Below are 18,674 nucleotides of genomic sequence, written 5' to 3'. Positions count from 1 at the left end.
ATCCACCTCAGGCGTTGACGGCGGCCTTGTGAGGCGTGCCGTGCTTTTTCTTGTTCAGGAACTCGCTGACGAGGAACGCCAGTTCGAGCGCCTGATCCGCGTTGAGGCGCGGGTCGCAATGCGTGTGATAGCGGTCCTGCAAATCCTCGTCGCGAACCGCGCGCGCGCCGCCGGTGCATTCGGTGACGTTCTTGCCGGTCATTTCGACATGAATGCCGCCCGCATGGGTGCCTTCGGCCTGGTGCACCTCGAAGAAGGACTGGACCTCCCGCAAGATGCGGTCGAACGGCCGGGTCTTGTAGCCCGCCGCGGTGACGGTGTTGCCATGCATCGGATCGCACGACCACACCACCTTGCGCCCCTCCTTCTCGACCGCGCGGATGAGCTTCGGCAGATGCTCACCCACGGCTTCGGAGCCGAAACGGGCGATCAGCGTCAGGCGTCCCGCCTCGTTTTGCGGATTGAGCAGGTCAATCAGGCGGATCAACCCGTCCGGCGTCATCGACGGTCCGCATTTCAGGCCGAGCGGGTTCTTGATTCCCCGGCAATATTCGACATGGGCATGGTCAGGCTGGCGGGTGCGGTCGCCGATCCAGATCATGTGGCCGGACGTCGCGTACCAATCGCCGCTGGTCGAATCGACGCGCGTCATCGCCTCTTCATAGCCGAGCAGAAGCGCCTCGTGGCTGGTGTAGAAATCGGTCTCGCGCAGCGCCGGATGGCTTTCGGACGTAATTCCGACAGCGCGCATGAAATCGACCGTTTCGGAAATGCGCTGCGCCAGCGCCTGATAGCGCTCGGCCTGCGGGCTGTCGGACACGAAGCCGAGCATCCACTGATGCACATTCTCAAGGCTCGCATAGCCGCCCTGCGCGAAGGCGCGCAGAAGGTTGAGCGTCGCGGCCGACTGGCGGTAGGCCATGCGCTGGCGCGCCGGATCGGGCATGCGCGCCTCGGGCGTGAACTCGATGCCGTTGATGATGTCGCCGCGATAGCTCGGCAGGGATACACCATCTTTTGTCTCCGTATCCGACGAGCGCGGCTTGGCGAACTGGCCCGCGATGCGTCCCACCTTCACCACAGGCTGCGCGCCGCCGAATGTCAGAACGACCGCCATCTGGAGAAAGACGCGGAAGAAGTCGCGGATGTTGTCGGCGCCATGCTCGGCAAAGCTCTCGGCACAGTCGCCGCCCTGAAGCACGAACCCTTCGCCGGCGGAAACGGCGGCGAGCTGCTTTTTCAGCTTGCGCGCTTCACCTGCAAAAACGAGCGGCGGATAGCTGGCAAGCTGCTTTTCGGTATCCGCCAGAGCTGCCGCGTCCGGATAGGCCGGAACTTGGCTGATCGGCATGCCGCGCCAGGAATTCGGGGTCCACTTCGTCATGATCGCACCTGCAAATTTTCGGTTCACGACGTTGCTTGCGTCGTCGCAGATGATGGTTACACCATGAACCTGCCTGTTTCCAGTTCGCGAAGCGGCATGAATGAGTGCTTCTTGCCGGTTTTGCGTGCAGCGCTTTCAAGTAGAATGAAAAATATGAGATGAAAGGGATCGTCGATTGACGTCAGAAACGGCCGCAAGCAGTTCGGCGCGATCTTCAAATGTCACCTCGCCCGGCGCGCCGATACTCTTGTGCCTCGTGGGCGCTCTCGTCTACACGGTCGGCGGCATTGCAGGCTCGATACTTGACATTCCCGAACTGCGTACGGCTGAACTCTTCAGCCTGCATATATTCGCGGGCCTGTTTGTGTGGCAAACCTTCCGCCTCACCGTGCCCGTCTACGTCTTGCTGCAATGGCGCGCCAGCCGCTCGCACACATTGAAACACCGGTCTTTCGCAAATCTTGCCCGCGCTGCCAGGATCGCATTGGCGCGCCGCCGCTTCCTTTCCTGGTATGCGCCGATCATGACCGTCGTCGCTCTGACCCTGATCGCATCCGCCGAAATCGAGCTGGCCGCGATCATTCTCGCGGTGCTTGCCGCCATCGTCCTGCTGCCGTTTGCCTTCAACCTGAAAGCGCCCTGGCGCTGGATCGTGATACTTTCGGTATGTGCAACGGCCGGGATATTCTATGGTCCACTCGGGTCGCAGTCCCAGCGGGACTTTCGCTGCCGGGGCGATGCCGGGCTCGTCACCGTATCGGACGAGCGGCTGCCCTGTGACAGTATTCTGGCGTTCAGCGATTACGATCTCATCGCCGTCAAGCATGAAGGCGATGTCCGGCTGCTCCGCGCCGGGGACGTGACGAACGAGGCTTTCTACAGGGCGATCCTTGCCGACCCGGATTAGCGGTCGCTGCTAATCGACCCGCTTGCCATCCTTCACCCGGTAGCTCGGCTGGTACATGGTCACGAGCTCTTCCGCCGCAGTCGGATGAACGGCCGCCGTGCGGTCGAAATCCTCCTTCGTCAGCCCCGCTTTGACCGCGATCCCAAGCAATTGCGCCATCTCGCCCGCGTCGACGCCAAGCACATGCGCGCCGACGACCTTTCGCGTCGCCGCGTCCACGACGAGTTTCATCACCATCTTCTCCATCCGGCCCGAAAGCGCGTGGCGCATCGGCCGGAAGGTCGCCATGTAGATATCGAGTTCGGCATATGCCTTCGCCGCATCCTCTTCCGACAGGCCCACAGTGCCGAGTTCGGGCTGCGAGAAGACGGCGGTGGCGACCGTCTCGTGATCCGGGCTCGTCGGCTTGCCGCGATAGACGGTATCGACGAAACACATTGCCTCATGGATCGCGACGGGCGTGAGTTGCACTCGGTCGGTAACGTCGCCGACGGCATAGATGTTCTCGACATTGGTGCGCGAATATCGGTCGACGACGATTTCGCCCTTCAGACCGGTTTTGACGCCTGCCTTGTCGAGGCCCAGCCCATCCGTGTTGGGCTTGCGCCCGATGGCCAGCATGATCTGGTCGGCCGTCAGCACGCGATCCGCGCTCGTATACGCGTCCAACCTGCCGTCCGCTCGTCTCTCGATCTTCGAGAAGATTTCCCCGCAAAGAATCTTGATGCCCTTTGCTTCCATCTCGACGTGAAGAGCCGTCCGCAAGTCCTTGTCGAAACGACTCAAGATCTCCTTGCCGCGGTAGACTAGCGTCGTTTCGACGCCGAGCCCGTGGAAGATGTTCGCGAATTCGACGCCGATATAGCCGCCGCCGGCGATGACTATGGCTTTCGGCAGTTCCTCGAGATGAAACGCCTCGTTGGAGGTGATGCAATGTTCCGACCCCGGCAGGGCCGGGTGAAGGCTTGGGTGTCCACCGGTCGCGATAAGGATCGTTTCGGCGGTAACCGTGCGATCTTCAGCGACGATCCTGACCGTGTGGGCGTCCTCAAGCACGGCGCGGCTGTCAAAGATCGTGGCGCCGGCATTGTCGAGCCCCTTGCGGTAGAGCCCTTCGAGCCGCGCGATCTCGCGGTCCTTGTTTTCAATGAGCGTCTTCCAGTCAAAGCTGCGCTCTCCGACCGTCCAGCCATATCCGGCCGCGTCCTCGAAATGTTCGGAGAATTGCGACGCATAGACGAAAAGCTTCTTCGGTACGCAGCCCCTGATCACGCATGTGCCGCCGAACCGGTACTCCTCGGCGATTGCCACTTTCTTGCCGAGGGAGGCGGCGACACGCCCTGCCCGTACGCCTCCCGATCCGCCACCGATGACGAAAAGGTCGTAGTCATAGCGGGTCATGGATCAACCTTTCTGCGGGATATGCGACGGACGAAGGAATAGGTGCGCGACCGGAAAAAGAAAAGCCCGGACAGGCCGGGCTTTGTCGAGAAGGCGCAACGGCGCCTTACTGCTGCGGCGCCGGTGTCCCTTCGACGGGATTGGGCAATTCCCCTTGCAGTTCCGTGGTCACGGCCGAGGCAAGATCGCGCAGGATGCCGGACTGCCAGATATTTGCGGCTTGCAGAACCTCGCGCGTGACAACCGGGCCTTCCTCGATCAGCTTTCGGCCTGTTTCTGAATTGTAGAATTCCGTGATGGCCGTCAGTTCTTCTTCGCTGAAGACGCGTGCGAATGCCGTCGCCGCCTCGTTTTCGAGGTCCGATCGGCGCGCCGCCAGACCGAGCGCCTTTTCGTCCACCGTCGTGCTGATCAGCTGCGCCTGATCAGGATTGTTCTGGGTGAGTTCGCCTTTCAGCATCAGCGCCGCCTGCGGCAGGATATCGTCGAACTCGTCGGTGGCTCCGATGGCGCCGACAGCCGCGCGCGCCGCGCTCAAATGACTGGGGGATACGTCCTGCGCGAGCGCGGCCGTATTGAACCCGAACGTGACCGAAAGCGCCGCCGCGAACGCCATGCCTGCATATTTCAACGTCATCTTGGAAAATCTCCTTCTTGAGCGGCGCTCAAAGGCCGTCGATTGTCTTTACGCCATCCGGTTCGGCCACGACCGCCAGATCGGCCATTTGCAGGAAAAGGCCATGCTCCACAACGCCCGGAATCGCATGGAGCGCATCCGACAATGCCAGTGGATCGGGAATACGGCCAAAAGATGCGTCGAGGATCAGATGTCCGCCATCGGTCACGAACGGCTCGCCGTCGCGCTTTCGCAGCACCAGACCGCCGGAAAGACCAAGCGCGCGGCATGCCTCCTCGATCGCGAGTTGCGATGCGCGAAGTCCGAAGGCGTTCACCTCTATCGGCAAGGGAAAGCGCCCGAGATTCTCGACCACTTTCGAGACATCCGCGATCACGATCATACGGTTCGAGGCATACGCCACGATCTTCTCACGCAACAGCGCGCCGCCGCCGCCTTTGACGAGCGACAGGCCCGGCCCGATCTCGTCGGCGCCGTCGATCGTCAGGTCGAGCGCCGGTTCCTCGTCGAGCGTTGCGAGCGGAACGCCGAGTTCCCGGCAAAGCTGCGCCGTGCGCTCGGACGTCGGAACCCCGATGATCTCGAGCCCTTCGGAAACGCGAACCGCCAGCAGGCGAACGAATTCCTCCGCCGTCGAGCCCGATCCGATGCCAAGCTTCATGCCCCGCTCGACATGTGAAAGTGCGATCCGTGCCGCTTCGATTTTCAGCGCTCTTGCGTCCATATGAAATTCCCTGTTCGTGAAGGCCGTTTAGCATCTTCACTCTCACAGGCAAACCGGTCCCGATGTCTTGCGCGCACATGGGTCAGGAGATAGACCCGCCGCAACGGAAACACGCAACGAGACTTCCATGACAGCCCCCATCATCGTCTTCGATCTCGACGGAACGCTGGTCGACACGGCCCCGGACCTGATGGCTAGTCTCAACCATTCGCTGGCGATGGACGGCCTTTCCGTGTCCGACCATGCCGAATTGCTTCGCTATGTCGGCATGGGCGGCAAGGTCATGATCGAGCGCGCCTACGCCGCGAAACAGCGCGTTCTGTCCGACGAGCGCCTCAAGGAACTGCTCGACGTTTTTCTCGAACATTACACCAATGGCATGCCGGGCGAATCGAAACCCTATGCAGGTGTCGTGGATGCGTTGGACCGATTCGAGGCGGCCGGCTATCTGACTGCGGTTTGCACCAACAAATTCGAGGTCATGTCCGTGACGCTTCTGACCGGCCTTGGCCTCCATGAGCGTTTCCGAGCCATTTGCGGCCAGGATACGTTCGCCTTCCGCAAGCCCGATCCACGGCATCTGCTGGAAACGATCGCACGCGCAGGCGGCGATCCCTCTCGTGCGGTTATGGTCGGAGATTCCGAAACGGACATCAGGACTGCGCAAGCCGCCGGCATCCCCGTGGTCGCCGTCGATTTCGGATACACCGACCGGCACGTCCGTGAATTCGAGCCGTCGCACATCATCTCGCACTATGACGAACTGACGGTGGACCTTGCCGACAGGCTGATCGCGGCGGCAGCGGGACGGCCGATCAAGACCGCTTGACGGACGCTGCCGCTTGCCCCTATACGCGGGCCACGTCCGGTTCGCCGGGCATCTTCGAACGTCAGTTCGAGGGCGCGTAGCTCAGCGGGAGAGCATTCGCTTCACACGCGAAGGGTCACAGGTTCAATCCCTGTCGCGCCCACCATTTTTTAAGCGTAATATACTTTGGAAACGCCGTCAGATCGACGGCGCCCTCGCGGTTTCGATACGGCCCATGGCCTCGCGCGTCTTCAAATCGCGATCGTACACGTCCGGATAATAGCCCATCTTCCCGTCGGCGTCGGGCCAGGCGGTGAAGTACGCGACATAGACCGGAAATTTCACATCGAGATTGTTGCGGCCATGCTGGCCGGCAAGGCGCGTGTCGACCTGATCGCGATCCCACCCGAGCACCGCCGCTGCCATCAGGCGCGGGTCTTCAAGCCGCACGCACCCGTTCGAAAGCGCGCGATTGTCGCGACCGAACAGGGACTTGTCCGGCGTGTCGTGCATGTAGATCGCGTGCTTGTTGGGGAACATGATCTTCAGCTCTCCAAGCGCGTTGTTGGGACCTGGCCGCTGACGGACATTGTACGGGATGTTCGCGCCATACCGTGTCCAGTTGATCGCCGACGACGAGAGCTGCCGTCCGTTGCGGTCGGTCACTTCGAAGCCGTTGCGATCGAAATAGGACGGGTCCCGGTAGAGACGCGGAAGATGCGTGTTGACGATGATCGATCGCGGCACGCCCCAATAAGGATGAAACTCGACATAAGAGATTTCATCCTGGAAGAAGTAGGTCTGCGTCCCCTTCGAGCCGACGACCGTGCGCATCGAGAATTTTTCGGCGCCGTGTTCGACATAGGTCGCCTTTGCCGAGGGTGTGTTGAGGAGGACGTAGCGCTGGCCCAGATCAGACGGGAGCCAGCGAAGCTGCTCCATGGCCAGCTTCACCTTCTCGATCCGCGATGCCTTGGTCTCCCCGGCGAACGCCGTGACCGTGCGCGGGCCGACAATCCCGTCGACCTGCAAATTGCGCTTTGCCTGCGCGGCGCGAACGACGGGAACGAGGTCGTCGGTATATATTTCGCTCGCGCGGTTGCGCTCGATCGCCGGCCCGTGTTCGGCGAGGAACGCCTGATCGGCTTCCTTCTCGATCAGGGCGACGATCTTCGGCAGTTCGGTGTTCGTCTGGCCGGGCCGGATGAGCGTGCCGGGCGCGATCACGATCGAATTTTCCTCGCTGGCGCGAAGCTCTTCGAGCTCGACCTGCATCGCCTTATAGAATTCGTTCTGCGGGTGCAGCGCGCGCAACGTCTCGCGCGCATCGTCGCCGGACCCGAGCGATTCGAGAATCCCGGCGTAATCGACGGTCTTCAATTCGAAATCATGGTAGCCGGAGATACGGTTCGGATCGACGCGGCCCGCGTGGACATCGCGCGCATAGCGCAGGACACGCGCCGACAGCGCCATCTCGAACCTGGCGAGTGCGGCGGCATCCTGGCCGGTCGGCATCGCCACGGCATAGTCGCCGGGATTGAGGCCGTAGGCATCGGCGTCGGCGAGTTCGCGAATGACCGCTCGGGCCTCGTCATTGACCGCTGCATCGGTGGTCCAGATGAAATCCGGCGTCTTGGAGTAGTGGGCGACGATTGCATCGCCGACCGCGCTTTCGGCGTAAAGCTCATAGGTAGCAAGATCGTCCAGCGCATCGGCAAGCGTCGGCGAAGATGCAGCCGTGCGGCGGACGTCGATTTCCAGCTTCGGATTGGTGCCGGCGATGTCCGGCGCAGGTTCGCCGCTCGGCCGCGAATAGCTTCGCCAACGCATTTCGGGCTTCGAGCCGCTGTCGATCGCCAGCACTTTCTCCACGGCTTCCTCGAGACTGTCGCCGTCGACCGAGACGGCGCGGGCCGGATCGTCCGTCGCGCTCCTGCGCGTTGCGCCGACGGTGCCGTGATCGATACCGGGCGAGGCAAGCGCGGCAGGGGCGATATTGATGGCCGTGAAATCGACTTTGGAAAGAGCGTCCGTCTTGTAGGTGTAATATTGCGGACCGGTCACGCGCGGGGCCTGCGGCGGCGGGCCGGCGCGGCGCACCTGCTGCTCGATGGGTGCCGGCTGCGGCGTCGCCTGTTGCGTCACCGGCCCGTTGTGCTGGCTCGACTGGAACAGCCTTTGAAGCAGCCCTTGCGCGGAGGCGTCGGACACGGTCAGTGCGGCGATCAGGGTGGTCGAGGCAAGGGCCAGAGCCTTGCGGCGTCTATCGGCGTTCATATCAGTGCGACCCGCGGGCATGAGTTGAAATGGACAACGGCGGATTTCGATGATTCCACCGAGACAAGCGGAGACCTTGAACCCGATATGGTTTCCAAATCGCAAACCCCTCTCCCGTCGGATTTCAGGTGACGCTACGGCGCGTCATTCGATTCGGGCAACCTTGCAATCGTCCCCGATGCCGCTTTTGCAAGCGACACTTGCAGGAATGCCACGCTTTGCGAGGCTTCAAACCAGATGAGAAAGGTTCTAAGAAGCGCGCGAACGCCCGATCCGAGGAGACCCGAATTCCATGGCCGACTATGCAAGCGCCGAGCTTTTCCCTCTTTCCGCCGACGAAACGCCCTACCGCAAATTGACGTCCGACCATGTCGGTGTGGAGATTTTTCGCGGGCAGGACGTGCTTACCGTCGACGCCGAAGGCTTGCGTTTGCTGTCCGAAACGGCTTTCAGCGACATCAACCATCTCCTTCGGCCCGGCCATCTGAAGCAACTCGCCTCGATCCTCGAAGACCCGGAGGCGACCGACAATGACCGTTTCGTCGCCTACGACCTCTTGAAGAACGCCAATATCGCGGCGGGCGGGGTCCTGCCGATGTGCCAGGATACCGGCACCGCGATCATCATGGGCAAGAAGGGCCGCCGCGTATGGACCGAAGGCGGCGACGCCGATGCTCTCGGCCAGGGAGTGCTCGACGCCTATGAGCGCAAGAACCTGCGCTATTCGCAGCTCGCGCCGATTTCGATGTTCGAGGAAAAGAACACCAAGAACAATCTGCCCGCGCAGATCGACATCTATGAAGAAGGCGAGGACGCCTACAAGTTCCTGTTCGTCGCCAAGGGCGGCGGCTCGGCCAACAAGACCTTCCTCTATCAGGGCACGCCGTCGCTGATGACGCGGGACCGCCTCCTCGATTTCCTGAAAGAGAAAATCCTGACGCTCGGCACCGCCGCCTGCCCGCCCTATCATCTCGCAATCGTGATCGGGGGCACTTCGGCTGAGATGAACCTGAAGACGGTCAAGCTCGCCTCGACCCGCTATCTCGACGGCCTGCCGATTTCGGGCAGTGAGACCGGCCATGCCTTCCGCGATCTGGAAATGGAAGCCGAAGTCCACAAGATGACGCAGCAGATGGGCGTCGGCGCGCAGTTCGGCGGTAAATATTTCTGCCACGACGTCCGCGTCATCCGCCTACCCCGCCACGGCGCATCGCTGCCGATCGGCCTTGGTGTTTCATGCTCGGCCGACCGGCAGGCCAGGGGCAGGATTACCAGAGACGGCATCTTCATCGAAGAGCTGGAGACCAACCCGGCCAAGTACATGCCCGATATCGACGAGGACAAGCTGACCTCACACGTCGTCGAGATCGATCTCAATCAGCCGATGCCAGAGATTCTTAAGATTCTCTCGCAACAACCTGTAAAGACACGCGTCTCCCTGTCCGGCCCAATCATCGTCGCGCGAGACCTCGCACATGCCAAAATTCGCGAACGGCTGGAACGCGGCGACCCGATGCCCGACTATTTCAAGAACCATCCCGTCTATTATGCCGGACCTGCCAAGACACCTGCGGGCTACGCGTCGGGGTCTTTCGGGCCAACGACGGCCGGCCGCATGGATTCCTATGTCGACCAGTTCCAGTCCTTCGGCGGATCCATGGTGATGCTCGCCAAGGGCAACCGCTCGCGTCAGGTGCGTGAGGCGTGCGGTCGTCATGGCGGCTTTTATCTGGGCTCGATCGGCGGCCCGGCCGCGCGACTAGCGCAGGATTGCATCAAGAAGGTCGAGGTTCTGGAGTATCCCGAACTCGGCATGGAGGCAATCTGGCGCATCGAGGTGGAAGATTTCCCGGCCTTTATCGTGATCGACGACAAGGGAAACGACTTCTTCAAGGAGCTCAATCTGAGCTAGGATCGCGATCTTTCGAGGAGACCGACATGAAAAAGGGCTACAAGGCGCTGGTGGCGGAGGCCGATGCCGAGATCGAAGCCGTTTCACCGGCTGAAGCACTGGAACTGTCGAAGAGCGAGGATGTCGTACTGGTCGACATCCGCGATCCGCGCGAACTGGAGCGCGACGGCAGAATCGCCGGCGCGTTCCATGCGCCGCGCGGCATGCTGGAATTCTGGATCGACCCGGAAAGCCCTTACCACAAGGATGTCTTCGCGTCGGGCAAGACCTTCGTGTTCTTCTGTGCCGGCGGAATGAGATCGGCGCTTGCGACAAAGACCGCACAGGATATGGGGCTTGCGCCGGTCAAGCATATCGAAGGCGGGTTCGGTGCGTGGAAAAAGGCGGGATTGCCGACCGAGGCACCCGCCCCGCGCAAATCCTGAATTCTATCCGCGCGAGAGGCCCTTTTCCGCGAGTTCGTCGAGATAGGTCTGCCAGCGGGCGTCCTTCTCGTGTCCGAGTTCATGGAGATAGGTCCAGGTGAAGATGCCCGTATCGTGCCCGTCGTCAAAGATGATGCGCACGGCATAGTTGCCGACCGGCTCGATGCGTGAAATCGCGACGCTTCGCTTGCCCGGCACCGTAACGCGCTGCTCGGGCGAATGGCCCTGCACCTCGGCGGACGGCGAGACGACCCGCAAAAGTTCGGCTTCGAGCGGAATCGGCGCATGGTCGGAGAACAGGACGGTCAAAAGTCGCCGATCCTTTGAAACGCGCATTTCCGATGGCGGCCGCATATATGTCCCTCCAGCCCGAGCGTCGTCACGAGGCTTTGAATTGACTGCGATATGCCTGCCTTGTCGATAGAGGCTTGCATAAGGCATGAAAGATCACGAGATTGCATTCATGGGTTTTCAAGGCAAGGACATAAAAGTCGGCGACCCCGCCATGATCGATCCTTTCGGACGCGCGATTTCCTATCTGCGCGTTTCGGTCACGGATCGGTGCGATTTCCGCTGCACATATTGCATGGCGGAGAACATGACCTTTCTGCCGAAGAAGGACCTTTTGACCCTTGAGGAGTTGGACCGGCTCTGCACCGTCTTCATCGAAAAGGGCGTTCGCAAACTCAGGCTGACCGGCGGCGAGCCGCTGGTGCGCAAGAATATCATGCACCTGATTGGCGATCTGTCGCGGCATATCGACAGCGGCAAGCTCGACGAGCTGACGCTGACGACGAACGGCTCGCAACTCGCCCGCTTCGCCGACGATCTCGCCGCCTGCGGCGTGCGCCGCATCAACGTGTCCCTCGACACGCTCGATCCAGCGAAATTCAAGCAGATTACGCGCTGGGGCGAAATCGGAAAGGTGATGGCAGGCATCGACGCCGCGCAGGCGGCCGGGCTCAAGATCAAGATCAACGCCGTCGCCCTCAAGGGCTTCAACGATCACGAAATCCCCGACATGCTGCGCTGGGCGCATGGCCGCGGCATGGACATGACCGTCATCGAGACGATGCCCATGGGAGAGATCGACGAGGATCGCACCGATCAATATCTGCCGCTGTCTCTTCTGCGCGCCGATCTGGAACGCCAGTTCACGTTCACGGATATTCCCTACAAGACGGGCGGCCCCGCGCGCTATGTCGAGGTCGCCGAGACGGGCGGTCGCATGGGCTTCATCACGCCGATGACCCACAATTTTTGCGAAAGCTGCAATCGCGTGCGCCTGACATGCACCGGCACGCTCTATATGTGTCTCGGTCAGGACGATGCCGCCGATTTGCGCGCCGCGCTGCGCGCATCGGAGGGCAATGAAGTCCTTTCGCAGGCGATCGACGAGGCGATCGGCCGCAAGCCCAAGGGGCACGATTTCATCATCGACCGGCGCACGAACCGCCCGTCCGTTTCGCGTCATATGAGCGTTACCGGCGGCTGATCTGGCGCATCTCATAATGGGCGCTGCCCATTGCGCCGGCATCTTGCGCGTCATATGGGCAGGGGTCTCTCTTGTCTGTGAGCCATGCCCCGGTGACCCTTTCTCCCAACACGCGCGCAGCACTTTTCATGGCCGTCTCCATGGCCGGCTTCACGTTCAACGATGCGCTGACCAAAACCGTCATCGCCGACATGAACGCCGCACAGGTCATGTTCGTGCGGGGCACGTTCGCAACCGTTCTGATTGGCGTCCTCGCCTTACATGGCGGCGTTTTTTCATCGCTCGGTTCGCTGCGTCGCCCGCTTGTGGCGGTTCGGGCGCTAGGCGAGGTCGGGAGCACGCTGTGCTTCCTCGCGGCCCTGTCACAGATGCCGCTCGCCAATGTGTCGGCCATCCTTCAGGCGCTGCCTCTGGCGGTGACGATGGGGGCCGCGCTGTTCATGAGCGAGCCGGTCGGATGGCGGCGCTGGTCCGCGATCCTCGTCGGCTTCGCGGGCGTCATGATCATCGTGCGACCCGGCTTCGAAGGGTTCAACTCCTATTCGCTGCTGGCGCTCCTTTGCGTGGCGTTCTGTGCGTTGCGTGATCTGATCACAAGGCGCATTCCCGACGAGGTTCCCTCGCTTGCCATTTCCTTCGCCACCGCCCTGTTCGTGACGATCGCAGGCGCCGTTCTCGTCGTTCCGTATGGCGGCTGGACGGAACTGACGGTTTCGAGCACGTCGCGCCTCCTGGCCGCCGCCGTTCTGGTCATCGTCGGCTACCAGTTCATCATCATGGCCATGCGCGCCGGCGACATCTCATTCGTTGCGCCGTTCCGCTATACGGCGCTGGTGTGGGCGATCCTGCTCGGCTTCGTCATGTTCGGCGAGGTGCCGGACGTAGCGATGATCCTCGGCGCATCGATCGTCGTCGCTTCGGGGCTGTACACGCTCTATCGCGAACGAAACGCCGGCAAGACGCAACCAGCCGCGGAAACGACCGGTCCCGCTATGGCACCGGACGGGGTTTGAGATGTCTTGCTGCCGAGCCACTCGCGGCCTAGTTAGTCGCTATGATTAACCTGTTCACTTCCTCATGACATCTCCGCTCGTTCGACGTCGTGATACGCCGCCCCATCTCTTCACGCTTGTCATGGCGACGGCGAGCAGCGCGCTGGCGATGAACGTTTTTCTTCCGTCCCTTCCGGGGATGGCGCGGCATTTCGAGACGGATTATGCCGTGGTACAGCTTGCCGTCGCGCTTTATCTGGCTGCGACGGCCGCGCTCCAACTTGTCATCGGCCCGGCATCCGACCGGTTCGGGCGTCGGCCGGTCCTTCTGATCTGCTTTGTCATTTTCCTGGCCGGCACGCTTGCCGCCACTTTCGCGCCCACGATCGAAATCCTGCTGTGTTGCCGCGTTCTGCAGGCATTTTCCGCCGCCGGCATGGTGCTTGGACGCGCCATCATCCGCGACACGGTCGGCCCGGACGAGGCCGCCGGCAAGATCGGCTATGTCACGATGGGCATGGCTCTCGTCCCGATGGTCGGACCGGTCATCGGCGGGCTGCTGGACGAGATTTATGGCTGGCAGTCGACCTTCCTTCTGACGCTTGCCTTCGGCTTTGTCGCCTTCATCATCATCTGGTTCGATCTCGGGGAGACGAATTTCACGCCATCGTCGTCGATGCTGGCACAGGTTCGCTCCTACCCGGAACTGATGAAGTCTGAACGCTTCTGGGGGTATACGTTGGCGGCCGCCTTCACCTCCGGCACGTTCTTTGCTTTTCTCGGCGGCGGACCTTACGTCGCGACCGAACTCCTCGGCCTGTCGCCGTCGCAGTACGGTTTCTATTTCGGCTTCGTGTCGCTCGGCTATGTGGCCGGAAACTTCCTGTCCGGACGCTTTTCCTACCGTGTGGGCATTAACCGGATGATGATCTTCGGCAATCTGATTACGGGGCTGGGCATGCTCGTGGCGCTCGTTCCTGTCGCAATCGGTGAGGTCAACGCGCTAAGCGTCTTCCTTCCGATGGTCTTCGTGGGCATCGGCAACGGCATGGCACTGCCCAACGCCATGGCCGGAATCGTCAGCGTGCGGCCGCATATCGCAGGGTCGGCTTCGGGACTTGGCGGTTCGTTGCAGATCGGCGGCGGCGCGGCGCTTTCCGTTCTGTCAGGCGCATTGCTTGGACCATCCAGCGGCCCTGCCCCGTTGTTCGCCGTCATGCTCGGATCATCGATCTGCGCAGCCCTTGCGTCACTTTATGTGATCCGTGTCGCACAGCGAAAAGGGGAACTCACACGATGAAGACGGTCGGCGTCATTCTGGCAGGCGGACGCTCATCGCGTATGGGAACGGACAAGGCGCTGGTCGAGATTCACGGCGTCTCGCTTCTCGACCGCGCGATCGGACGTCTGTCGCCACAAGTCGATGCGCTGGCGATCAATTCGAATGTTTCGATCGCCGATCGACCGCTGCCGATCCTGCCAGACGCCACGGCGGCTTTCGACGGCCCGCTTGCAGGCGTTCTGGCGAGCTTGAAATGGGCCACAAGCCTCGGCGCAAACCATCTTGCGACCGTCGCCGTGGACACGCCTTTCTTTCCACTCGATCTTGTCCGGCGTCTGGCGGAAATCGAAACATCCGGCATCGCGCTGGCGAGAAGCGGCGGGCGAAGCCATCCCGTATTCGCCCTGTGGCCGGTTGTAGTCCTCGATCCACTCGAAGCATTTCTCGAAAAGGCCGAGACCCGCCGCGTCATGACGTTTCTGAAAAGCTACGGTTATGAATCCGTCGACTTCCTGGAAAAGCCCTTCGACCCGTTCTTCAATATCAACACGCCGCAGGATCTGATGGCGGCGGTCGAGATGGAGACTTCCCTGTCATGACACGGCGCATCATCGGCATCACAGGATGGAAGAATTCCGGCAAGACGACGATGACGGAGCGGCTCGTCGCCGAATTCGTCGCGCGTGGGCTTAAGGTCGCGACCGTCAAACATGCCCACCATGCGTTCGATATCGACAAGGACGGCACCGATTCTTTCCGCCATCGCACGGCGGGCGCCGGCGAAGTGGCCATCGTATCGGGCAACCGCTGGGCGTTGATGCACGAGCTTCGGGACGAGCAGGAACCGTCGATGGAGGAAATCCTGTCGCGCCTTTCGCCCTGCGACCTCGTGATCGTCGAGGGCTACAAGCGCGAATCCCATCCCAAGATCGAATTGCGCCGCGTCGGGTCGAAGGATACGCGCCCACTCGCGCCGGACGATCCGAACATCATCGCGGTGGCGAGCGATCGTGCGATGCCTGACGAAACCTTGCCCGTGTTCAGCATAGATGACATAGCCAATATCGCGGACTTCATTTCGGGCCGATTGGGGCTCGCCGGGAAAAACTGAGGGAGACGACGATGGCCAAGGTCGCATTTCTGGGATTGGGCGTAATGGGATACCCGATGGCGGGTCACCTGAAGGTCAAGGGCGGACACGACGTTACCGTCTACAACCGGACGGCATCCAAGGCGCAGAAATGGGCTTCTGAATTTTCCGGCGCTTTCGCCGCGACGCCGGCCGAAGCCGCCAAGGGGGTCGAGTTCGTCTTCGCCTGCGTGGGCAATGACGATGATCTTCGCCAGATAGCCACCGGCTCAGAAGGTGCATTTGCATCAATGGGTTCGGGATCGATCTTCATCGACAACACGACGGCATCGGCCGAGGTCGCGCGCGAGCTTGCCGAAATTGCCTCGGAAAAAGGCATAGGCTTCATCGATGCCCCGGTTTCCGGCGGACAGGCTGGTGCGGAAAACGGCCTTCTCACCGTCATGTGCGGCGGTGAAGAAGCGGTCTACGAAAAGGCGCGGCCGGTCATCGATGCCTATGCCCGCATGGTCGGCCTGATGGGTCCGGTCGGCGCCGGCCAGCTCACCAAGATGATCAACCAGATATGCATTGCCGGGCTGGTTCAGGGCTTGTCGGAAGGCATCGCCTTCGGCAAACGCGCTGGCCTCGACATCGAGAAGGTGGTCGAGGTCATCTCCAAGGGTGCGGCCGGGTCCTGGCAGATGGAAAATCGCTGGAAGACGATGAACGACGGAAAATTCGATTTCGGCTTCGCGGTCGACTGGATGCGCAAGGATCTCGGCATCTGCCTCGAGGAAGCCGACCGCAACGGCGCGCAGCTTCCCGTCACTGCGCTCATCGACCAATTTTACAAGGACGTGCAAGGCAAAGGCGGCCAGCGCTGGGATACGTCCTCGCTCATCTCGCGTCTTTGACACGCTTTCCGTCAGGGCAAGCATTGGCGTTCATCCTGACGGAAAATCTCAGGCCGCGCTGGCGGAAGCCGATTCCTTGTCGAGCACCATGTAATCGAGCGGTAGTTCCGTCGTGTATTTGATCTGCTCCATCGCGAAGGACGAAGACACATCGCGAATCTCGATCTTGGCGATCAGGCGTTTGTAGAACGCGTCATAGGCCGCGATGTCCGGCACGACCACGCGCAGGAGATAGTCGATATCGCCGCTCATGCGGTAGAACTCGATCACTTCCGGGAATTCCTGAATGACTTCGGAAAAGCGGCGCAGCCATTCATGGCTGTGCGAATTGGTGCGGATCGACACGAAGACCGTCACCCGCGCATTGATCTTCACCGGGTTGAGCAGGGCGACGCGCTTGCGGATGACGCCCTCCTCCTCCAGCTTCTGAATCCGGCGCCAGCAAGGCGTCGTCGACAGTCCCACCTTCTTGGCGACATCGGCGACGGCCAGAGTGGAATCTTCCTGCAGCAGACGCAGGATTTTACGGTCGAGACGATCCATATCGGAGCTCCGTGTAAAAACTCATGCTAAAATGGCCGAACTTTGTGCATTGGCCAAGCATGAACAGCAGCCACAACGCACTGCCGAGGCAAAATATTTCTAACTATTGTCTGGAATGAATAACCGCATTTCACGGCGCAGCACCGGCAGCAATTCGGTTTCGAAGAAAGGATGCCGTTTCAGCCAGCCGGTATTGCGCCATGATGGATGCGGCAACGGCAAAATACGAGGTCGGGTGTTGCGCATGAAGACGGCGCGCCAGTTCTGAACATTTTCTGTCAACGACGCTGCACAGGCATCCCCAAGATGCCAGCGCTGAGCATGCAAACCGATGGCCAGCACGAGTTCGACCTGCGGCATTGCCGCCATCAGCGGCGCGCGCCAGGTCGGGGCGCATTCGCGGCGCGGCGGCAGGTCGCCGCCTTTTGCGTCCTGCCCGGGAAAGCAGAAGCCCATCGGCACAATGGCGAATTTCGCCGGATCGTAAAATTCGTCCCGTGAAACACCCATCCAGTCGCGCAAACGGTCGCCCGACCGATCGTTGAACGGCAGACCGGTGGCATGAACGCGCGTTCCCGGCGCCTGCCCTGCGATCAGAACACGCGCGGTGCACGAGGCGACGACCACCGGCCGCGGCTCATGCGGCAGCGGCACTTTCAACGGCGCGTCGCGGCAAATCCGGCACAGCCGGATTTGGTCGGCAATTTGGTTCGGATCGTCCAATCAGGCCGTCGCGCTTGGGCGCGCCGATATTTCAGCAAACCACCGCTTCACGTTTTCAAGCTCATCCGGCACCGCCAGACGCGCCGGCTTCATGAACTCGACGCCGACCAGACCTGTGATGTCCGCAATCGAATAGGCATCGCCAGCGACGAACCGGCTGCCGGCCAGGTGGCCGTCCAGAAAGCGCAGGAACTGGATTGCCTTTGGCTTGTTCGCCTCGCCCCATTCGGCGATCTGCGGCACTTCCCACTCCTTCATCGCGGGATGGATATGCCGGAAGGACTGGGCGACGGTCGACAGGAAATGCAGTTCCATCCGTCGCTGCCACATTTCGACCAATGCCTTTCCGACCGCCCCGGTGCCGAACAGCAAGGGTTCGGGATGCAATTCCTCGAAATAACGGCAGATCGCCACCGATTCGGAAATGATCGTTCCGTCGTCGAGTTCGAGGACCGGCAGCCGCTGGAGCGGGTTCCGGGCCGTGACCTCCTCCGATTTGTGTCCCATCGTCGCCATATCGACGGGCACGAGCGGCACTTCAATCCCCTTCTCCGCCAGAAAAATGCGCACCCGGCGCGGGTTCGGTGCGCGCCCACCATCGTAAAGCTTCATCGTCTTCTCCCTGATCCCGATAATCTTTAGCCCGAAGGTCGGTCGAAAAACAGACGCAGGCGGTCGAGAAGCGCATCGAACATCCCGCCGTCCTCCGTCGCTAGTCCCCGCTGCGCGCGCCAGTCGCCCGGCCGTTCGAACTCGCCGGCCCATATGCCGCGTTCTTCGGTTCTGGCCCGGCGTTCCGTGAGGTCGTAATCGCCGGAGGCGAGCGCCCATCCCTCTTCCACCATCCGCCGGCCCAGATCGATTTCATCCCTGTAGCAGGTTGCGACGAGGCGGCCATACCGGTCCTTGCGCCGTGCTGTGCAGGTCACCGGCCGATTATCTATCGCCGCGACCAGCGCCTCGCGCGCCTGCCGCCCGCAATCATACGATACGCCGCCCCGCCTGCACCCCGGCTTGTACCGATCGCCAACGTGTCGCCGTCGACGACCCGGGCAACGCCGCCGATTTCATGCGCCGAACGATTGTCGAAATACACCGCAAGCGCACCGAGCACGATGAAAAGCGCCGCCGTCAGCGCGTAGTCGCGCATCCTGGGAGCAATAGACCGGCGAGCGCCA

The 18,674-nt window shown here is 61.5% G+C and carries 21 protein-coding genes and 1 tRNA gene; 11 read left to right on the top strand and 11 right to left on the bottom strand.

Annotated features, from left to right (window positions below; all coding sequences use genetic code 11):
• Window positions 1-7: 7 nt before the first annotated feature.
• Complete coding sequence (locus tag GTW25_RS04680; protein ID WP_252910810.1) at window positions 8-1,384, bottom strand: class II 3-deoxy-7-phosphoheptulonate synthase; 1,377 nt, start codon at window positions 1,382-1,384, stop codon at window positions 8-10.
• Window positions 1,385-1,559: 175 nt separating this feature from the next.
• On the opposite strand from GTW25_RS04680, the gene GTW25_RS04675 reads away from it, so the two are divergent.
• Window positions 1,560-2,291: a hypothetical protein gene (locus GTW25_RS04675; RefSeq protein WP_252910809.1), complete on the top strand. Its 732-nt coding sequence runs from the start codon at window positions 1,560-1,562 to the stop codon at window positions 2,289-2,291.
• A gap of 9 nt (window positions 2,292-2,300) precedes the next feature.
• On the opposite strand, the gene gor is transcribed toward GTW25_RS04675, so the two are convergent.
• From gor to rpiA, 3 genes are all read right to left on the bottom strand, one after another.
• The gene (gene gor / locus GTW25_RS04670; protein WP_252910808.1) at window positions 2,301-3,692 is read right to left on the bottom strand and encodes a glutathione-disulfide reductase; all 1,392 of its coding nucleotides are present in this window, start codon (window positions 3,690-3,692) and stop codon (window positions 2,301-2,303) included.
• Window positions 3,693-3,798: 106 nt separating this feature from the next.
• Window positions 3,799-4,329 (bottom strand): DUF2059 domain-containing protein, encoded by a 531-nt coding sequence (locus GTW25_RS04665; protein ID WP_252910807.1) that lies wholly within the window; start codon window positions 4,327-4,329, stop codon window positions 3,799-3,801.
• 28 nt (window positions 4,330-4,357) lie between these two features.
• On the bottom strand, window positions 4,358-5,053 hold the full coding sequence (gene rpiA, locus GTW25_RS04660; RefSeq protein WP_252910806.1) for a ribose-5-phosphate isomerase RpiA: 696 nt from the start codon (window positions 5,051-5,053) through the stop codon (window positions 4,358-4,360).
• Between the two features lie 127 nt (window positions 5,054-5,180).
• Between rpiA and GTW25_RS04655 the strand changes: the two genes are divergently transcribed.
• Together GTW25_RS04655 and GTW25_RS04650 are read left to right on the top strand one after the other, a co-directional pair.
• On the top strand, window positions 5,181-5,882 hold the full coding sequence (locus GTW25_RS04655) for a phosphoglycolate phosphatase (protein WP_252910805.1): 702 nt from the start codon (window positions 5,181-5,183) through the stop codon (window positions 5,880-5,882).
• Window positions 5,883-5,952: 70 nt separating this feature from the next.
• Window positions 5,953-6,027: transfer RNA gene (locus GTW25_RS04650), tRNA-Val, on the top strand.
• Between the two features lie 32 nt (window positions 6,028-6,059).
• Here GTW25_RS04650 and GTW25_RS04645 read toward each other — a convergent pair.
• Window positions 6,060-8,138, bottom strand: a complete 2,079-nt coding sequence (locus tag GTW25_RS04645; protein WP_252910804.1) for a L,D-transpeptidase family protein — start codon at window positions 8,136-8,138, stop codon at window positions 6,060-6,062.
• Between the two features lie 292 nt (window positions 8,139-8,430).
• Between GTW25_RS04645 and GTW25_RS04640 the strand changes: the two genes are divergently transcribed.
• Window positions 8,431-10,050, top strand: coding sequence for a fumarate hydratase (locus GTW25_RS04640; protein WP_252910803.1), 1,620 nt, complete (start codon window positions 8,431-8,433; stop codon window positions 10,048-10,050).
• A gap of 26 nt (window positions 10,051-10,076) precedes the next feature.
• Window positions 10,077-10,475, top strand: coding sequence for a rhodanese-like domain-containing protein (locus tag GTW25_RS04635; RefSeq protein ID WP_252910802.1), 399 nt, complete (start codon window positions 10,077-10,079; stop codon window positions 10,473-10,475).
• 3 nt (window positions 10,476-10,478) lie between these two features.
• Here the strand turns inward: GTW25_RS04635 and GTW25_RS04630 are convergent, their stop codons facing one another.
• Window positions 10,479-10,829 (bottom strand): gamma-butyrobetaine hydroxylase family protein, encoded by a 351-nt coding sequence (locus tag GTW25_RS04630; protein ID WP_252910801.1) that lies wholly within the window; start codon window positions 10,827-10,829, stop codon window positions 10,479-10,481.
• 151 nt (window positions 10,830-10,980) lie between these two features.
• Between GTW25_RS04630 and moaA the strand changes: the two genes are divergently transcribed.
• The 6 genes from moaA to GTW25_RS04600 all read left to right on the top strand — a co-directional run bounded on the left by moaA (window position 10,981) and on the right by GTW25_RS04600 (window position 16,230).
• Window positions 10,981-11,970, top strand: a complete 990-nt coding sequence (gene moaA / locus GTW25_RS04625; RefSeq protein WP_252910800.1) for a GTP 3',8-cyclase MoaA — start codon at window positions 10,981-10,983, stop codon at window positions 11,968-11,970.
• Window positions 11,971-12,062: 92 nt separating this feature from the next.
• A complete protein-coding gene (locus GTW25_RS04620; protein ID WP_252910799.1) occupies window positions 12,063-12,983 on the top strand; it encodes a DMT family transporter in 921 nt (306 codons plus the stop codon).
• Between the two features lie 148 nt (window positions 12,984-13,131).
• Window positions 13,132-14,262, top strand: coding sequence for a multidrug effflux MFS transporter (locus GTW25_RS04615; RefSeq protein ID WP_252910798.1), 1,131 nt, complete (start codon window positions 13,132-13,134; stop codon window positions 14,260-14,262).
• A complete protein-coding gene (gene mobA / locus GTW25_RS04610) occupies window positions 14,259-14,843 on the top strand; it encodes a molybdenum cofactor guanylyltransferase MobA (protein WP_252910797.1) in 585 nt (194 codons plus the stop codon). The genes GTW25_RS04615 and mobA overlap by 4 nt, the downstream gene beginning before the upstream one ends.
• Window positions 14,840-15,355, top strand: a complete 516-nt coding sequence (gene mobB / locus GTW25_RS04605; protein WP_252910796.1) for a molybdopterin-guanine dinucleotide biosynthesis protein B — start codon at window positions 14,840-14,842, stop codon at window positions 15,353-15,355. Before mobA ends, mobB begins: the two co-directional genes overlap by 4 nt.
• A gap of 11 nt (window positions 15,356-15,366) precedes the next feature.
• The gene (locus GTW25_RS04600; RefSeq protein ID WP_252910795.1) at window positions 15,367-16,230 is read left to right on the top strand and encodes an NAD(P)-dependent oxidoreductase; all 864 of its coding nucleotides are present in this window, start codon (window positions 15,367-15,369) and stop codon (window positions 16,228-16,230) included.
• A 48-nt stretch (window positions 16,231-16,278) separates the two neighbouring features.
• Here GTW25_RS04600 and GTW25_RS04595 read toward each other — a convergent pair whose 3' ends face one another.
• From GTW25_RS04595 to GTW25_RS04575, 5 genes are all read right to left on the bottom strand, one after another.
• Complete coding sequence (locus GTW25_RS04595; RefSeq protein ID WP_252910794.1) at window positions 16,279-16,773, bottom strand: Lrp/AsnC family transcriptional regulator; 495 nt, start codon at window positions 16,771-16,773, stop codon at window positions 16,279-16,281.
• Between the two features lie 99 nt (window positions 16,774-16,872).
• A complete protein-coding gene (locus GTW25_RS04590) occupies window positions 16,873-17,496 on the bottom strand; it encodes a uracil-DNA glycosylase family protein (RefSeq protein ID WP_252910793.1) in 624 nt (207 codons plus the stop codon).
• Window positions 17,497-18,108, bottom strand: coding sequence for a glutathione S-transferase (locus GTW25_RS04585; RefSeq protein WP_252910792.1), 612 nt, complete (start codon window positions 18,106-18,108; stop codon window positions 17,497-17,499).
• Between the two features lie 26 nt (window positions 18,109-18,134).
• The gene (locus GTW25_RS04580) at window positions 18,135-18,425 is read right to left on the bottom strand and encodes a thermonuclease family protein (RefSeq protein ID WP_252910791.1); all 291 of its coding nucleotides are present in this window, start codon (window positions 18,423-18,425) and stop codon (window positions 18,135-18,137) included.
• Window positions 18,426-18,436: 11 nt separating this feature from the next.
• Window positions 18,437-18,646: a hypothetical protein gene (locus tag GTW25_RS04575; RefSeq protein ID WP_252910790.1), complete on the bottom strand. Its 210-nt coding sequence runs from the start codon at window positions 18,644-18,646 to the stop codon at window positions 18,437-18,439.
• Between the last annotated feature and the right edge of the window lie 28 nt (window positions 18,647-18,674).

Source organism: Aliihoeflea aestuarii (assembly GCF_024105665.1).
Taxonomy (GTDB): domain Bacteria; phylum Pseudomonadota; class Alphaproteobacteria; order Rhizobiales; family Rhizobiaceae; genus Aliihoeflea; species Aliihoeflea aestuarii.
Note: the sequence above shows the minus strand (reverse complement) of the source record. Positions and strands in the feature narration are given on the sequence as shown.

Coding starts and splice junctions, on each gene's coding strand:
- GTW25_RS04680 (WP_252910810.1), bottom strand. CDS start 1,384: ATGACGAAGTGGACCCCGAATTCCTGGCGCGGCATGCCGATCAGCCAA.
- GTW25_RS04635 (WP_252910802.1), top strand. CDS start 10,077: ATGAAAAAGGGCTACAAGGCGCTGGTGGCGGAGGCCGATGCCGAGATC.
- moaA (WP_252910800.1), top strand. CDS start 10,981: ATGATCGATCCTTTCGGACGCGCGATTTCCTATCTGCGCGTTTCGGTC.
- GTW25_RS04655 (WP_252910805.1), top strand. CDS start 5,181: ATGACAGCCCCCATCATCGTCTTCGATCTCGACGGAACGCTGGTCGAC.
- mobB (WP_252910796.1), top strand. CDS start 14,840: ATGACACGGCGCATCATCGGCATCACAGGATGGAAGAATTCCGGCAAG.
- gor (WP_252910808.1), bottom strand. CDS start 3,692: ATGACCCGCTATGACTACGACCTTTTCGTCATCGGTGGCGGATCGGGA.
- GTW25_RS04665 (WP_252910807.1), bottom strand. CDS start 4,329: ATGACGTTGAAATATGCAGGCATGGCGTTCGCGGCGGCGCTTTCGGTC.
- GTW25_RS04600 (WP_252910795.1), top strand. CDS start 15,367: ATGGCCAAGGTCGCATTTCTGGGATTGGGCGTAATGGGATACCCGATG.
- GTW25_RS04640 (WP_252910803.1), top strand. CDS start 8,431: ATGGCCGACTATGCAAGCGCCGAGCTTTTCCCTCTTTCCGCCGACGAA.
- GTW25_RS04595 (WP_252910794.1), bottom strand. CDS start 16,773: ATGGATCGTCTCGACCGTAAAATCCTGCGTCTGCTGCAGGAAGATTCC.
- GTW25_RS04645 (WP_252910804.1), bottom strand. CDS start 8,138: ATGAACGCCGATAGACGCCGCAAGGCTCTGGCCCTTGCCTCGACCACC.
- rpiA (WP_252910806.1), bottom strand. CDS start 5,053: ATGGACGCAAGAGCGCTGAAAATCGAAGCGGCACGGATCGCACTTTCA.
- GTW25_RS04575 (WP_252910790.1), bottom strand. CDS start 18,646: ATGCGCGACTACGCGCTGACGGCGGCGCTTTTCATCGTGCTCGGTGCG.
- GTW25_RS04630 (WP_252910801.1), bottom strand. CDS start 10,829: ATGCGGCCGCCATCGGAAATGCGCGTTTCAAAGGATCGGCGACTTTTG.
- mobA (WP_252910797.1), top strand. CDS start 14,259: ATGAAGACGGTCGGCGTCATTCTGGCAGGCGGACGCTCATCGCGTATG.
- GTW25_RS04615 (WP_252910798.1), top strand. CDS start 13,132: ATGAACGTTTTTCTTCCGTCCCTTCCGGGGATGGCGCGGCATTTCGAG.
- GTW25_RS04585 (WP_252910792.1), bottom strand. CDS start 18,108: ATGAAGCTTTACGATGGTGGGCGCGCACCGAACCCGCGCCGGGTGCGC.